The organism is Nonomuraea sp. NPDC003214 (assembly GCF_053590035.1).
On sequence record NZ_JBSFSX010000007.1, the window covers coordinates 80,321 to 94,050 of the forward strand.

Consider the following 13,730-nt stretch of genomic DNA (forward strand, 5'->3'; position numbering starts at 1 on the left):
CACTGGTGCGCATGCGCATCGACGACTACGTCACCGACCTCGGCCGCGCCCTGTCCGGGCCGTCCGGGCCGAAGCGGGACATGGTCGTCGAGGCCCGCGACAGCCTGGTCGACGCCGCCGACGCCTACGAGGCGGGCGGGGCCGGGCGGGAGGAGGCCGAGCGGCTGGCGATCGAGGAGTTCGGCCCGGTCCGCGACATCGCGCCCGGCTTCCAGGCGGAGCTCACCGCGGTCGCGGGGCGGCGGCTGGGGCTGCTGCTGTTCGTCAGCGTGCCGGTGACCGTGGTCATGTGGTCGGTGGTCTGGCGCTTCCACCCGGGCTCCTTCGCGGGCTACGGGCCGCGCGCCGACTGGCACGTGTTCGCCTCGCGGCTGCTCGACGTGCTCCAGCTCGGCACCGGCCTGTACGGCGGGGCCGCGCTGCTGGCGCTGGCCCGGGGCCTGGTGCGGCCCGGCCTGGTCACCCGGTCGCTGGGCGTGATCGTGTGGGTGATGCTGCCGGTCACCGGGGTGCTGAGCCTGGTGCTCGCGCAGACCTCCCCCGCCGGGGTCGCGCTCTTCCTGCCGGCGGTGCTGGCCAACCTGGTGACCTGGGCGTTCTGGGGCATGCAGCTCTACTGCGCCACCCGGTGCCTGCGGGTCAGCCGGCCGGTCCGGGCTCGGGCCTGAGCACGCTGCCGATCACGCCGGCGAACTCCCGCCAGGCCGACCGCTCGGCGGCGAGCTGCTTGCGCCCCGCGTCGGTCAGCCGGTAGGTGCGCCGCCTGCGCCCGCCGACCGTGGCCCACTCGCTGGCCAGGCAGCCGGTGCGCTCCAGCCGGCGCAGCGCCGGGTAGACCGTGCCGGTCGGCACGGAGAGCGCGCCCTCGCTGCGCTCCTGCAGGGCCTCGATGATGGCGTAGCCGTGCAGGGGCTCGCGCTCCAGCACGGACAGCAGCAGCGCGTCCATGTGGCCGCGGAGCGCGTCTGGATTCATGTCATCGATCCTAGGCATCCGTTCTTCATGTAGGCAGCCTACATGTAGGCTCTCTATATGTAGACAGACACAACGACGGAGCGGAACCTTGGACGTACTCGACCTGGCGCGCACCCAGTTCGCCGTGACGGGAAGCCTGCACTTCCTGTTCGTGCTGCTCACCCTGGGTCTCGCGCCGCTGGTGGCGATCATGCACACCCGCTGGGCGCGCACCGGCCTGCCGCTGCACGAGCGGATGACGCGTTTCTGGGGGCAGATCTACCTGATCAACTACGCCCTCGGCATCGTGACCGGCCTGGTGATGGAGTTCCAGTTCGGGCTGGCGTGGAGCGGGCTGTCGCACTACGCGGGCGACGTGTTCGGCGCGCCGCTGGCCATGGAGACCCTGGTGGCGTTCTTCCTCGAATCCACCTTCCTCGGGCTGTGGATCTTCGGCTGGGGGCGGCTGCCCAAGTGGGCGCACGTGGCGTGCATCTGGATGGTCACCGCCACCGCGTACGGCAGCGCGTTCTTCATCCTGACCGCGAACGCGTTCCTGCAGAACCCGGCGGGCGCGGTGCTGTCCGGCGGGCGGCTGGAGCTGACCGACTTCGGCGCGCTGCTCACCAACGACGCCCTGGTGTACGCGTTCCCGCACGTGCTGGGCGCCGGGCTGTTCACCGGAGGGATGGTGCTCGTCGGCGCCAGCGCCTACCAGTTGCGGCGCCGCACCGCCGAGGTGGAGTTCTTCACCCGGTCGATGAAGACCGGGGTGATCACCGCCGCGATCGGCATCACGGTGACCGTGATGTTCGGCTACGCGCAGTTCGCCACCGGCGTCCAGCCCGGGAAGTTCTCCGGCAACGCGGCCGCCGCCGTGCCGCTCGGCTTCATGGTCGAGGGCGGGCACCTGTTCTCGCTGATCGTGCTGTTCTTCATGCTGCCGTGCATCCGCCTGCTGCCCCGCTGGCGGTGGGCGCACCCGCTGCTGATCGCGCTGACGCCGCTGCCGTTCGTGCTGGCCGTTCTCGGCTGGCTGGCCAGGGAGATCGGGCGGCAGCCGTGGATGATCTGGGAGCGGCTCACCGTCGCCGACGCCCTGACGCCCGGGCTCACCTCGGGCATGGTCACCGCCTCGCTCGCCGGGTTCACCGCGGTGCTCGGGCTGCTCGCGGTCGTCGACTACGTGCTCATCGCGCGGATCATCCGGCGCGGGCCCGGCAACGACCTGTCCCTCGGCGCCGCCGGCGAGCGGCGTGCCCCCGCGCTGACGTACTAGGGAGTCGCACATGGAACTGCTGTGGTTCGCCCTCTTCGCCGTGCTGCTTGCCGGATATTTCGCCCTTGAAGGGTTCGACCTGGGCGTGGGGCTGCTGCTGCCCGTCCTCGGCCGGACCGTCGAACGCCGCGACCGGATGGTCGCCGCCATCGCGCCGTTCGTGCTCGCCAACGAGGTGTGGCTGGTCGCCGTCGCCGGGACGCTGTTCGGCGTCTACCCGATGCTCGAAGGCGAGGTGCTGTTCGGTCTCTACCCGCTGGTCGTGGCCATGCTGCTGGCGTGGGTCGTGCGCGACGCCGGGCTGTGGTTCCGCCGCCGCGTGGGCGGCCCCGGCTGGCGCCGCTTCTGGGACGCCCTCATCGCCCTCGGCTCGCTGTGGCTGTCGGCCGGCTGGGGCATGGCCCTGTACGGGGCCGCCACCGGGTTCACCGCGTCCCCCATGCACCCCGTGGGGCTGCTGCTGGGCGTCGTGGTCACGCTGCTGTTCGCCTTCCACGGCTGGACGTTCCTCGGCTGGCGCGACCCCGCGCTCACCGGCGCCGCCCGGTCCGGACGCGTGCTCGCCCTCACCGGAGCCGTCGCCGCGCTGCCCGCGCTCGGCCTGCTCGCGGGCGCCATGGGCTACCTGCTCGACCACAGCGCGCCCCCGGCCACGCTGAATGTGCTCAGTCTCATGGTGCTCCCGTTCGCACCCCTCATGGTCGCCGCGCAAGTATGGGTATGGCGCACTTTCCGACCGGGCAAGGGCGCCGACCGGATCCCATCGTTCTTCTGAGGCACCCGAGGCACCGTGCACAAAGATCTTCTGCGGCTCATGCGGGCCGAGCGGGCCGTCCGCCGCCACCTCGCCGTCACCTTCGCCGCGGCCACGGTCGCCGGGCTGCTCGTCCTGGTCCAGGCCGAGCTGCTGGCCGGCGTGCTGTCCGGCCGGTTCACCGCCGTGGCGCTGGCCGGGGTGGCGGGCGTGGTCGCCCTGCGGGCGCTGCTCGGCTGGACGCAGGGCGTGTTCGCCGGGCGCACCGCCACCGGCGTCAAGTCGGCGCTGCGCCACCGGCTGCTGGCCCGGCTGCAGGAGCTCGGGCCCGCCCGCCTCACCGGCCACCGCTCCGGCGAGCTCGTCACCCTCACCGGGCGCGGGCTCGACGGCCTCGACGCCTACCTGACCGGCTACCTGCCCTCCATCGCCGTCGCCGCCGTCGTGCCCGTCGCCGTGCTCGTCCGGCTGCTCGCCGCCGACCTGGCCAGCGCCGTCATCGTCCTCGTCACGCTGCCGCTCATCCCGATCTTCGGGGCCCTCGTCGGGCTGACCACCAAGGCGGTCACCGAGAAGCAGTTCCACGCGCTGTCGCGGCTCGGCGGCCACTTCCTCGACGTGGTGCGCGGCCTGCCCACCCTGCGCGCCTTCGGCCGCGCCCGCTACCAGGCCACCGTCATCCGGCAGGTCGCCGACGCCCACCGCGCCGCCACCATGCGCACGCTGCGCGTGGCCTTCCTGTCGTCGCTCGTGCTGGAGCTGTGCGCGTCGCTCTCGCTGGCCCTCGTGGCCGTGCCCATCGGGCTGCGCCTGCTCGGCGGCAGCCTCGACCTGACGACCGCGCTGCTGGTGCTGCTGCTCGCGCCCGAGGCGTACCTGCCGCTGCGCGCCATGGGCACCCGCTTCCACGCCTCGATGGAGGGCGTCGCCGCAGCCGACGCCGCCTTCGCCGTCCTCGACCAGGAGCCCGGCGAACGGCCCGCCCCCGGCGCCCGCACCGCGCCCCCCGGCGGCGGCGCCGCCCCGCGGATCCAGCTCGAGAACGTCACCGTCCGCTACCCCGGCCGAGACGACCCCGCCCTGCGCGACGTCACCCTCACCATCGAACCCGGCGAACGGGTCGCCCTCGTCGGCGAGAGCGGAGGCGGCAAGAGCACCGTGCTCGGGCTCGTGCTCGGCTTCGTCCAGCCGGCCGCCGGCCGGGTGCTCGTCGACGGCACCGACCTGCGTGAGCTCGACCTGGAGGCGTGGCGGGCCCGGCTGGCGTTCGTCCCGCAGCGGCCCCACCTGTTCACCACGTCCGTCGCGGGCAACATCCGCCTCGGGGACCCCACCGCGTCCCTCGACGACGTACGCCGCGCCGCCCGGGCCGCCCAGGCCGACGCGTTCATCGACGCGCTCCCCCAGGGCTACGAGACGCCGGTCGGCGAGCGGGGCGCCAACCTGTCGGCCGGGCAGCGCCAGCGCGTCGCCCTCGCCCGCGCCTTCTGCCGCCCCTCGGCGTCGGTGCTCCTGCTGGACGAGCCCACGGCCCGCCTCGACGGGCGCAGCGAGGCCGCCGTCGTGGCCGCCACCGCCGCCCTCTGCCAGGACCGCACCGCCATCGTCGTCGCCCACCGGCCCGCCATGATCGACCTCGCCGACCGCGTCATCCGCCTGCACGACGGCCGCCTCCTCCCCGACTCCCCTCCCGTGGACGGCGACGCCCCGTACGGCGGCGAGCCACCCCGCAGTGGCGCGCCCTCCGGGGACGGCGACGCCCGCTCGGGCGGCGAGACGACCGCCGACGGCGCGACGCCTCACCGTGGCGCGGCACGCCCCGACGGCGCGGAACCCGCCGTGGGCGGCGCGGGCGCTCCCGATGACGCGGCCCCCACCGCAGGCGCGCCTTCTGCCGACGGCGGGACGCCCCCCAGCAGCGGCGCACCGCGCGGTGGCGTGCCCCGCAGCGGCGCGCCTTCCGGGGAGGGTCCTCCCGCCGGTGGGGTGCCCACCGGTGCGGCGTCTCACGGTAGTGCCGCTGGTGGAGCGGGTTCTGGTCAGGGGTTCGCGGCTCGGGTCGAGGGGGCGTTGTGAGGCGGCGCATGGGATGGCGGCTGGCCGGGGCGGTGCTGGCCGGCGGGGCGGCCGATCTGGCCGGCGTGGGCCTGATCGCGGCCGCCGCGTGGCTGATCACGAGGGCGGCCGAGCAGCCGCCGCTGGCGGCGTTGAGCGTGGCGATCGTGGCGACGCGGGCGTTCGCGACGAGCCGGGGCGTGTTCCGTTACGCCGAGCGGCTGACGGGTCACGACGTGGCGTTGCGCGCGCAGGCGGGGACGCGGGAGCGGCTGTACGAGTCGCTGATCCCGCCGCGCCGTGACGGGCTGGGCGGCGCGGATCTGCTGAGCCGGATGGTGGACGACACGGAGGCGGTGCAGGATCTGCTGGTGCGCTGCCTGCTGCCGGCCGCGGCGGCGGCGCTGGCGGGGCTGGCGGCGGTGACGGTGGGCCTGTTCGTGCTGCCGGTGACGGCGCTGGTACTGGTGGCGGGCCTGGTGGTGGCGGGGGTGCTGCTGCCGGCGGGCACGGCGGCGGCGGCGCGGCGCTGGGCGGCCAGGATCGCGCCGGCCCGGGCGGAGCTGGCGGGCCGGGTGGCGGATCTGGTGCACGGTTCGGCGGACCTGGCCGCGTACGGCGCGGCGGGGCGGGCGCTGGGCGACGCGCGGGCGGCGGACGAGGCGCTGGCGTCGCTGGAGCGGCGTCAGGCGCGGGTGCACGCGGCTGCGCTGGCCGGGGGCACGCTGGTGCAGGGGCTGACGGTGGCGGCGATCGTGCTGATCGCGCAGGGGGCGGGCGCGGGCACGGTGGCGACGGCGGTGCTGGCGCTGACGGCGCTGGTGTCGTTCGAGCCGGTGCTGCCGCTGGCGGCGGCGGGTGAGCGGCTGGCGGGCGTGCTGGCGGCGCTGCGCCGGCTGCGCGCCGTGCGTGACGCTCCCCCGGCCGTGACGGACCCGGCCGCTCCGGTGGCGCCGCCGTCGGCGCCGCTGACGGTGGAGGTCGCCGATCTGGTGGTACGCCATCCGGGCGCGGACCGTCCGGCCGTGGCCGGGGTGTCGCTGACGCTGACGCCGGGCAGGCGGGTGGCGCTGGTGGGGCCGAGCGGCGCCGGGAAGAGCACGGTGCTGTCGGCGTTGATGCGGCTGGTGGAGCCGGAGTCGGGCGGCGTGACGGTGAACGGGACCGACATCCGCGCGATGGACTCCGATGACGTGCGGGCGATGATGACGGGCCTGACGCAGGACCCGTACATCTTCCAGACGACGTTCCGCGACAACCTGCGGCTGGCGGGGCCGGAGGCGGGCGAGGAGGAGCTGCGGCGGGCCGTACGGGACGCGCGGCTGGAGGAGTGGGCCGATCGCACGGGGTGGGACGCCGAGCTGGGCGAGGACGGCCGGACGGTGTCGGGCGGCCAGTTGCAGCGGCTGGCCCTGGCCCGGGCGCTGCTGCACGACCCGCCGGTGATGCTGCTGGACGAGCCCGCTGAGGCGCTGGACGAGGAGACGGCCGACGCGCTGATGGCGGATCTGCTGGACGTGACGCGCGGCCGTACGACGCTGCTGGTCACGCACCGGCTGCGGGGCCTGGAGTCGGTCGACGAGATCGTGGTGCTGGAGGAGGGCCGCGTGACGCAGCGCGGCCGCCATGACGAGCTGGTGCGCTCGCCCGGCTACTACCGCGACCTGTGGGAGTCGGAGGTCCTGACCCGGCGGTGAGGCGCCGGAATCCCCTCACCTTGCGTTGGCATGGCAAGCTAGTTTAAAGTACAAACCAGTTTGAGGCCAAGAGGAGTTGGGATGACAGAAGACGGCGAGCGGATCCCGAGCCCCGAGGAGACGCTGCGGGTCATCGAGCAGCAGCGCGCCGCCACGGCGCGGGCGCTGCAGCCCAACCCGCTGCGGATGTACGTGCCGTGGGGCGTGGCCTGGCTCGTCGGCTTCACCGCGTTCTTCCTGCACTACGGCCTGCACGGCGAGTCGTACGCGCCGATCGGCCAGATGCAGGCGCTGACCGTGCTGATGGTCGCCCAGATCGTGGCCGGGTCGGTGGCGGCGTACGAGATCGTCCGGATGAGCGGCCACACCCGCGGCGACAACCAGGCCAGGGGCACCATGTACGGCTACACGTGGTTCGCCGGCATGGTGCTGATGGTCCTGATCGCGTTGCGCGTCTCCCCGCTGTTGCCTCCGGACCTGTCCGGCCTGCTGTGGGCGGGCGGCACGCTGACCGTGGTGGCGATCCTCTACATGGCGGGCGGCGCGCTCTGGCTGCAGTGGCCGATGTTCTTCCTCGGCGTCTGGATCGCCGCCGTCAACGGGGTCGGCGTGGTGCTCGGGGCGGGCTGGCACGCGCTGCTGACGGCGGTCCTGCTCGGCGGCGGCCAGATCGCCGTGGGGCTGTGGCTGTGGCGGCGCTCGTGACCGACGCCGCCCCGGAGCTCGACCCGGTCATCCACGCCCAGGCCCGGCTGCGGGTGATGGTCACGCTCAACACGCTGCCGGAAGGCGACGAGATGGCCTTCCCGTCCCTCAAGGACCTGCTCGGCATGACCGCCGGGAACCTGTCCGTGCACCTGTCCAAGCTGGAGGAGGCGGAGTACGTGCGCATCGTCAAGACCCACAAGGGCCGCACGCCCGTCACGTACGTCGCCATGACGAAACGGGGCCGGGCGGCCCTGGAGGACTACACCAGGGCGATCCGCGCCCTGCTCGACACCGCGGGAGGCACCGCATGACCGTCCTGGCCAGAGCCGTCGAGGCCACCCGCCGCTACGGCGAGGTGGTGGCGCTCGACCGGGTGTCGCTGGAGATCCGCGCGGGCGAGATCGTCGGCCTCCTGGGTCCCAACGGGGCCGGCAAGTCGACGCTGATCAACCTGTTCGTGGGGCTGCGCCGCCCGTCGTCGGGGCTGGTGGAGCTGCTCGGCGGCTCCCCCGCCGACCCGCTGGTGCGGCGCGGCATCGGCGTCACGCCGCAGGAGACCGGCCTGCCCGAGGCGCTGCGGGTGGGCGAGATCGTGGACCTGGTGTCGGCGCACTTCCCCGACGCGGCGGGCAAGGCGGAGCTGCTGGCCAGGTTCGGGCTGGAGGACCTGGCCAAGCGGCAGATCGGCGGGCTGTCCGGCGGGCAGAAGCGGCGGCTGGCCGTGGCGCTGGCGTTCGCGGGCAACCCGCGGATGGTGTTCCTGGACGAGCCGACCACCGGGCTCGACGTCGAGGCCAGGCGCGCGCTGTGGGACGGCGTCAAGGCCTACCACGAGTCCGGCGGCACCGTCCTGCTGACCAGCCACTACCTGGAGGAGATCGAGGCCCTGGCGGAGCGGGTCGTGGTCGTCGGCCGGGGCCGGGTGCTCGCCGACGACACGGTCCGCGCCGTGCGCGACATGGTGGGCGTGCGACGGGTCTCGCTCGTCGCCGACCGGCTGCCCGAGCTGCCCGGGCTCATCTCCAGCGACCGTGAGGACGGCCGCTTCCACCTGCTGACGTCCGACTCCGACGAGCTGGTCGTCGAGCTGGTGCGCAGCGGGGTGCCGTTCTCCGGCCTGGAGATCCGGCCCAGTTCGCTCGAGGAGGCCTTCCTCGCCATCACCGAGAAGGAGAGCGCGCATGTCTAGCCTCGTCCTGGCCCACACCCGGCACCAGATGCTGGAGCAGATCCGGGTGCCGATCGGCCTGCTGGCCAGCAGCCTGTTCCCGGCCATCGCGATGCTGGCGTTCGCGGTGCCGTTCGTCGGCGACGACCCGCTGGCCTCCACGGTGTCGACCGGGTCGATGACGCTGGTCGGCGCCATGTCGGCGGCGCTGATGGGGCTGTCGATCACGGTGGCGCAGGACCGGGAGCAGCCCTGGGATCCCTACCTGCGCACGCTGCCCGCCGGGCCGCTGCCCCGCTTCGCGGGCCGCATCATCACCACGACGGCGGTGATGCTGGTCTCGATGATCCCGGTGCTGCTGATCGCGGCGCTGTTCACCGCGGCGACGGTGACGCCGCCGCGGCTGCTGCTCGGGGTGGGCGCGGTGATCGTCTCGTCGCTGCCGTTCATGCTGATCGGCCTGGTGCTGGGCTTCCTGCTGCCGTCGAAGGCGGCGATCGGCGTGTCGCAGCTGCTGTTCTTCCCGTTCGCCATCCTGGGCGGGCTGTTCATGCCGCTGGACATCATGCCGGAACTGGTCAAGACGATCTCGCAGTTCGTGCCCAGCCGGGGCGCGGGCGAGCTGGTGTGGTGGGCGACCACGGGCGTGGCGCCGGACGTGCTGCCGCTGGTGGCGATGGCCGTGTGGACGGTCGTGGCCGGGGCGGTCGCGGCGTGGGCGTACCGGCGCGACGAGGGCCGCCGCTACTCCTGACGTACGGGCCCCGCGTACGGGGGGTGTGCCGCCGAGTCCGCAGCGATCTCAACGGCACACCCGTCCGGGAGGGGGCTTCTGTTATTTCTTCTCTTCGAGGGTCACGGTGGCGGTGCTCTGGCGACCGTCCCTCATATAAGTGATCTGAACCTGTTGGCCCGGTTTGAAACCTCTGACCTGCCCGACAACGTTCTCGGAGCCGTCGACCGGCTTGTCGCCGATCTTGGTGATCAGGTCTCCCTGCTTCAGCCCGGCCTTCTCCGCCGGGCTTCCGGCGTTCACCTGGCTGACCAGGGCGCCGGCCACGTCGCCGGTGGCGTCGGTGACGCTCACGCCGAGGAACGCGTGCCTGACCTTGCCGGTGCTGATGAGCTGCTCGGACACGTGCTTGGCGGTGTTGATCGGGATGGCGAAGCCGACGCCGATGCTGCCGTTGCTGCCGGCCGTGGCGATCGCGGTGTTGATGCCGACGACCTGGCCGGAGGCGTTGACGAGCGCGCCGCCGGAGTTGCCGGGGTTGATGGCGGCGTCGGTCTGGATGGCGCCGCCGATCGTCGTCGGCTGGCCCGACTGGCCCTGCTCGCGCCCCCAGCCCGGGGGAAGCTGCTCCTGCCCGCCGCCGCCGACCGTCAGCGTGCGGTCCAGGGCGCTGATGATGCCCATGGTGACCGAGCCGTCGAGGCCGAGCGGGCTGCCCATCGCCAGCACCGAGTCGCCGACCTGGAGCCGGCCGCTGTCGCCGAGCTGCGCCGCGGTGAGCCCGGAGACGCCCTCGGCCCTGATGACGGCCAGATCGGTGGCCGGGTCGGTGCCGACCACGGTGGCCTTGGCCGTCTTGCCGTCGCTGAACTTGACCGACATCTGGCCGCCCTGCGCGGCGCCGACCACGACGTGGTTGTTGGTGAGGATCAGCCCGTCGGCCGACAGCACGACACCCGAGCCCTCGCCGGAGGCGCCCTGGATCATCACCACGGACGGCTGCGTGCGCCGGGCGACCTCGGCCACGGAGAGCGGGTTGGAGGCCTGCTTGAACGTCGGGCTCGGCGCGCTCACCGCGGCGACGGACGGCTGCTGGAAGGAGGTGACGACCGCGCCGCCCACGACGCCGCCGACGATGGCCATGGCCGCCATCGCCAGCCCGGCGACCGCCTTCTGCCGGGCGGAGAAGCCCGGCTTCCCCGCCGGTGGCGGCGGGGGCGGCGGCACCGGCTGGGCCATCGCCCGGGTGTCGTCGCGCCGGGGGAAGCCCCCGGCGGAGGGCGGCGTGTCACCGAACTGGCTCCACCCTCCGGCGCCCTGCTCGTGAGGCTCGTTCGCGTTCATCTCACATCTCCTCAAGTCCCGATGACTCAAGGGTGCCAAGAGCAGCGTAAGCGCCGGTTAAGGCATTGATCAGAGAAGCCTGAGAGCGCTGACGTGGCGCTTATCACTGCTGGTGGGGGCCCGGTTACGCAGCTCGGATCGCGCGGAAATCGATGCCGCGCCGTTCCACGCGATCGGAATGAACGGATGCGGCCGGGGGTTGGGCACAGGGACACAGAACCCCGCGTACCCGAAGGAGTCTCCCATGAGCGCCCCCCAGGAGAGCAGCCCGGCCGTCCGCCAGCTCAGGCTGGTGGTGGAGGCGGAGGACTACGAGGCCGCCGTGGCCTTCTACCGCGACGTTCTCGGCCTGCCCGAACAGGCGGCCTTCAGCGGCGGCGACGGGGCGCGGGTGGCGATCCTGGACGCCGGACGGGCCACGCTCGAGATCGCCAACCCGGCGCAGAAGAAGATGATCGACGAGGTCGAGGTCGGACGGCAGGTGGCGCCCAAGTTCCGGGTGGCGTTCGAGGTGGACGACGCTCGCGAGACCACCGGGCGGCTGGTCGCCGCGGGCGCGGAGGAGGTGGCGCCGCCCACGGTCACCCCGTGGGAGTCGCTGAACGCCCGGCTCGACGCGCCCGGCGGCCTGCACATCACGGTCTTCCAGGAGCTGAGCACCCTTGAGGAGCGCGCGTCGCACGACGGCTTCGGCACGGACGCCGGCCGCTCGGGCGACTAGGAGCAGTCCGCGGTTCGGCCGGAGCCCGGGAGGCGCCTGTCACTGCTGGTAGCGGGCCCGGTACTCGTCCTTCAGCAGGCGTTTGTACAGCTTCCCCGTCGGATGCCTCGGCAGCTCCGCGCGGAAGTCGACCGACTTGGGGCACTTGTAGTGCGCCAGCCGCTCGCGGCAGTACGCGATCAGCTCCGCCTCCAGCTCCGGCCCGGCCTCGTCCATCGACACCGGCTCGACCACGGCCTTGACCTGCTCGCCCATCTCCTCGTCCGGCACGCCGAGCACGGCCACGTCGGCGACGCGCGGGTGCAGGCACAGCACGTTCTCGGCCTCCTGCGGGTAGATGTTCACCCCGCCAGAGATGATCATGTACGAGCGGCGGTCGGTGAGATAGAGAAACCCGTCGTCGTCCAGGTAGCCGATGTCGCCGAGGGTCGTCCAGCCCCTGCCCTTCGGATCCTGCACGGAACGGGTCTTGTCCGGGTCGCCGTGATACTCGAACGCGGCGCTCTCGAAGTAGACCGTGCCGTGCTCGCCCGGCGGCAGCTCCTCGCCCTCCTCGTCGCACACGTGCACGGGGCCGAGCAGCGAACGCCCCACCGTGCCCCGGTGCTCCAGCCAGTCGTGCGCGTTCGCGTACAGGAAGCCGTTGCCCTCGGTGCCCGCGTAGTACTCGTGCACGATGGGCCCCCACCACTCGATCATCCGCTCCTTGACCGGGACCGGGCAGGGCGCGGCGGCGTGGACGGCGCACGTCAGCGACGACAGGTCGTAGCGGTTGCGCGTCTCCTCGGGCAGCTTGAGCATCTTGACGAACATCGTCGGCACGAGCTGCGAGTGCGTGACCCGGTGCTTCTCCACCAGGGCCAGGTACTGCTCGGGGTCGAAGCGCTCCATGACGACGACGGTCGCGCCGAGCCGCTGGAACGACATGCAGTAGCGCAGCGGCGCGGCGTGGTAGAGCGGCGCCGGCGACAGGTAGACGCTGTCGGCCGTGGGCGCGAACAGGCCCTCGATGAGCTTGAGCAGCACGTTCGGCTCGGCCAGCGGCGCCTTGGACAGGGCGGGCTTGACGCCCTTGGGCCTGCCGGTGGTGCCCGAGGAGTAGAGCATGTCGGCGCCCTGGCACTCGTCGGGGATCGGGGTGGCCGGGTGCGCCGCCACGGCCTCCTCGTACGAGGTGAAGCCCTCGGCGACGCCGTCGAGCATCAGGCGCAGCTCCACCCCGGGGGTGGCGTCGGTGACGGAGGTGGCGACGGCGGCCAGGTCGGCGCTCGCGATGAACACCCGGGCGCCGCAGTTGCCGACGATGTAGGCGAGCTCGTCGCTCTGCAGCCGCGAGCTGATCGCCGTGTAGTAGAGGCCGGAGCGGTGCGCCGCCCAGGCGACGGCCAGGAAGAGCGGATGGTTGGAGAGCATGAAGGCGACGTGGTCCCCCGGCTGGAGGCCGGCGGCGCGGAACAGGTGGGCCAGGCGGTTCGACTCCTCGTCGAGCCGGCGGTAGGTGACGACCTCCCCGGAGCCCGCCATGATCACAGCGGGCTTGTCGGGGGTGACGGCTGCGATGGCTCCCGGGTGCATGAACCGAACACTATTCTGCCGATTCGCCCCGCGCCAGGACCCGGACACGGCGGAGCCGCGGCCCCCCTCCCGGGAACCGCGGCTCGGCGTGGGTCACGCGGCGTGGTAGACGTCCTTCCAGCCCGAGTGCTTGCCGGTGGGGCCCCAGGCGCGGCCCCGGCTGACGTCCACGTAGATGTGGGCGGCGTCCGCACCGGAGAAGGAGAAGTGCTTCGGGGACTCGCCGCAGTTCTTGAACCGCTTGACGTACGTGTCGCCCTCGACGGTCACGACCTTGAAGACCTCCCACGCGCACCTGTTCCTGCCCCACCACTTGTCGTTGGTGAGCTTGCTGCGCACGGTGAAGACGTCCTCGTACTTCCATTCCCACTTGTGCTTCTTGACCTTCTGGGTGACCCACTTGCACTTCTTGTGGCCGTCGGCGTCCTTCCAGCAGACGCGCTTCTTCACCCAGTACGTCTTCCAGTACCAGTCCTTGTACTTCTTCTGGTCCACGCTCACGTGGCCCTGGGCCTTGGCGTCGTGGTCGGTGGAGAAATAGGCTCCCCAGCCGGCCTCGTAGGAGGCCGGCGTGGTGGCCGAGGCCGCGGCGGGGGCGGCGATCGCGACCGCGGTGGCGGCGGCGACGCCGATCAGGATCCGGCTGACGAATCGCATTCGGGGACTCCTCGGGAGAGGTGAGTTCTTCTGTCCCCGTATTCGTACGCCGCCCCCATTGCCCGCGGCTTTCATCCGGCTTGAA

The 13,730-nt window shown here is 72.8% G+C and carries 14 protein-coding genes; 10 read left to right on the forward strand and 4 right to left on the reverse strand.

The genetic code is table 11. The features are described from left to right. The first annotated feature begins 11 nt into the window (after positions 1-11). Positions 12-668: a permease prefix domain 1-containing protein gene (locus tag ACWDXC_RS22360; protein ID WP_449984921.1), complete on the forward strand. Its 657-nt coding sequence runs from the start codon at positions 12-14 to the stop codon at positions 666-668. Here ACWDXC_RS22360 and ACWDXC_RS22365 read toward each other — a convergent pair. Then, positions 640-975 carry a PadR family transcriptional regulator gene (locus tag ACWDXC_RS22365; protein WP_449984924.1) on the reverse strand — a complete coding sequence of 112 codons (336 nt, stop codon included), beginning with the start codon at positions 973-975 and terminating at the stop codon, positions 640-642. The genes ACWDXC_RS22360 and ACWDXC_RS22365 overlap by 29 nt on opposite strands. Positions 976-1,063: 88 nt before the next feature. Between ACWDXC_RS22365 and ACWDXC_RS22370 the strand changes: the two genes are divergently transcribed. The 8 genes from ACWDXC_RS22370 (at position 1,064) to ACWDXC_RS22405 (ending at position 9,369) form a co-directional block, all read left to right on the forward strand. Then, the gene (locus ACWDXC_RS22370) at positions 1,064-2,233 is read left to right on the forward strand and encodes a cytochrome ubiquinol oxidase subunit I (RefSeq protein ID WP_449984927.1); all 1,170 of its coding nucleotides are present in this window, start codon (positions 1,064-1,066) and stop codon (positions 2,231-2,233) included. 10 nt (positions 2,234-2,243) lie between these two features. Continuing rightward, on the forward strand, positions 2,244-3,008 hold the full coding sequence (locus ACWDXC_RS22375) for a cytochrome d ubiquinol oxidase subunit II (protein WP_449984930.1): 765 nt from the start codon (positions 2,244-2,246) through the stop codon (positions 3,006-3,008). Between the two features lie 15 nt (positions 3,009-3,023). Beyond that, positions 3,024-5,063 (forward strand): thiol reductant ABC exporter subunit CydD, encoded by a 2,040-nt coding sequence (gene cydD, locus ACWDXC_RS22380; protein ID WP_449984933.1) that lies wholly within the window; start codon positions 3,024-3,026, stop codon positions 5,061-5,063. Next, complete coding sequence (cydC, locus tag ACWDXC_RS22385) at positions 5,060-6,739, forward strand: thiol reductant ABC exporter subunit CydC (RefSeq protein WP_449984935.1); 1,680 nt, start codon at positions 5,060-5,062, stop codon at positions 6,737-6,739. Before cydD ends, cydC begins: the two co-directional genes overlap by 4 nt. 81 nt (positions 6,740-6,820) lie before the next feature. Beyond that, entirely contained in the window at positions 6,821-7,444 is a 624-nt protein-coding gene (locus ACWDXC_RS22390; RefSeq protein WP_449984938.1) for a hypothetical protein, read from the forward strand. Beyond that, positions 7,429-7,758 carry a transcriptional regulator gene (locus ACWDXC_RS22395; protein WP_364181988.1) on the forward strand — a complete coding sequence of 110 codons (330 nt, stop codon included), beginning with the start codon at positions 7,429-7,431 and terminating at the stop codon, positions 7,756-7,758. Before ACWDXC_RS22390 ends, ACWDXC_RS22395 begins: the two co-directional genes overlap by 16 nt. After that, positions 7,755-8,636 carry an ABC transporter ATP-binding protein gene (locus ACWDXC_RS22400; protein WP_219509387.1) on the forward strand — a complete coding sequence of 294 codons (882 nt, stop codon included), beginning with the start codon at positions 7,755-7,757 and terminating at the stop codon, positions 8,634-8,636. Before ACWDXC_RS22395 ends, ACWDXC_RS22400 begins: the two co-directional genes overlap by 4 nt. After that, positions 8,629-9,369 (forward strand): ABC transporter permease, encoded by a 741-nt coding sequence (locus ACWDXC_RS22405; protein ID WP_449984941.1) that lies wholly within the window; start codon positions 8,629-8,631, stop codon positions 9,367-9,369. Before ACWDXC_RS22400 ends, ACWDXC_RS22405 begins: the two co-directional genes overlap by 8 nt. A gap of 81 nt (positions 9,370-9,450) precedes the next feature. Here the strand turns inward: ACWDXC_RS22405 and ACWDXC_RS22410 are convergent, their stop codons facing one another. Continuing rightward, complete coding sequence (locus tag ACWDXC_RS22410; protein WP_219509385.1) at positions 9,451-10,692, reverse strand: S1C family serine protease; 1,242 nt, start codon at positions 10,690-10,692, stop codon at positions 9,451-9,453. Between the two features lie 244 nt (positions 10,693-10,936). Between ACWDXC_RS22410 and ACWDXC_RS22415 the strand changes: the two genes are divergently transcribed. Continuing rightward, entirely contained in the window at positions 10,937-11,413 is a 477-nt protein-coding gene (locus ACWDXC_RS22415) for a VOC family protein (RefSeq protein ID WP_449984944.1), read from the forward strand. A gap of 39 nt (positions 11,414-11,452) precedes the next feature. Here the strand turns inward: ACWDXC_RS22415 and ACWDXC_RS22420 are convergent, their stop codons facing one another. After that, entirely contained in the window at positions 11,453-12,988 is a 1,536-nt protein-coding gene (locus tag ACWDXC_RS22420) for an AMP-binding protein (RefSeq protein ID WP_375073417.1), read from the reverse strand. 93 nt (positions 12,989-13,081) lie between these two features. Further along, a complete protein-coding gene (locus tag ACWDXC_RS22425; protein ID WP_449984946.1) occupies positions 13,082-13,645 on the reverse strand; it encodes a hypothetical protein in 564 nt (187 codons plus the stop codon). Positions 13,646-13,730: the final 85 nt, after the last annotated feature.

Excerpts from the sequence above, each read along its gene's own strand:
- ACWDXC_RS22420 (WP_375073417.1), bottom strand. The coding sequence starts at position 12,988 with ATGCACCCGGGAGCCATCGCAGCCGTCACCCCCGACAAGCCCGCTGTG.
- ACWDXC_RS22425 (WP_449984946.1), bottom strand. The coding sequence starts at position 13,645 with ATGCGATTCGTCAGCCGGATCCTGATCGGCGTCGCCGCCGCCACCGCG.
- ACWDXC_RS22375 (WP_449984930.1), top strand. The coding sequence starts at position 2,244 with ATGGAACTGCTGTGGTTCGCCCTCTTCGCCGTGCTGCTTGCCGGATAT.
- ACWDXC_RS22400 (WP_219509387.1), top strand. The coding sequence starts at position 7,755 with ATGACCGTCCTGGCCAGAGCCGTCGAGGCCACCCGCCGCTACGGCGAG.
- ACWDXC_RS22415 (WP_449984944.1), top strand. The coding sequence starts at position 10,937 with ATGAGCGCCCCCCAGGAGAGCAGCCCGGCCGTCCGCCAGCTCAGGCTG.
- ACWDXC_RS22405 (WP_449984941.1), top strand. The coding sequence starts at position 8,629 with ATGTCTAGCCTCGTCCTGGCCCACACCCGGCACCAGATGCTGGAGCAG.
- ACWDXC_RS22390 (WP_449984938.1), top strand. The coding sequence starts at position 6,821 with ATGACAGAAGACGGCGAGCGGATCCCGAGCCCCGAGGAGACGCTGCGG.
- ACWDXC_RS22360 (WP_449984921.1), top strand. The coding sequence starts at position 12 with ATGCGCATCGACGACTACGTCACCGACCTCGGCCGCGCCCTGTCCGGG.
- ACWDXC_RS22410 (WP_219509385.1), bottom strand. The coding sequence starts at position 10,692 with ATGAACGCGAACGAGCCTCACGAGCAGGGCGCCGGAGGGTGGAGCCAG.
- ACWDXC_RS22365 (WP_449984924.1), bottom strand. The coding sequence starts at position 975 with ATGAATCCAGACGCGCTCCGCGGCCACATGGACGCGCTGCTGCTGTCC.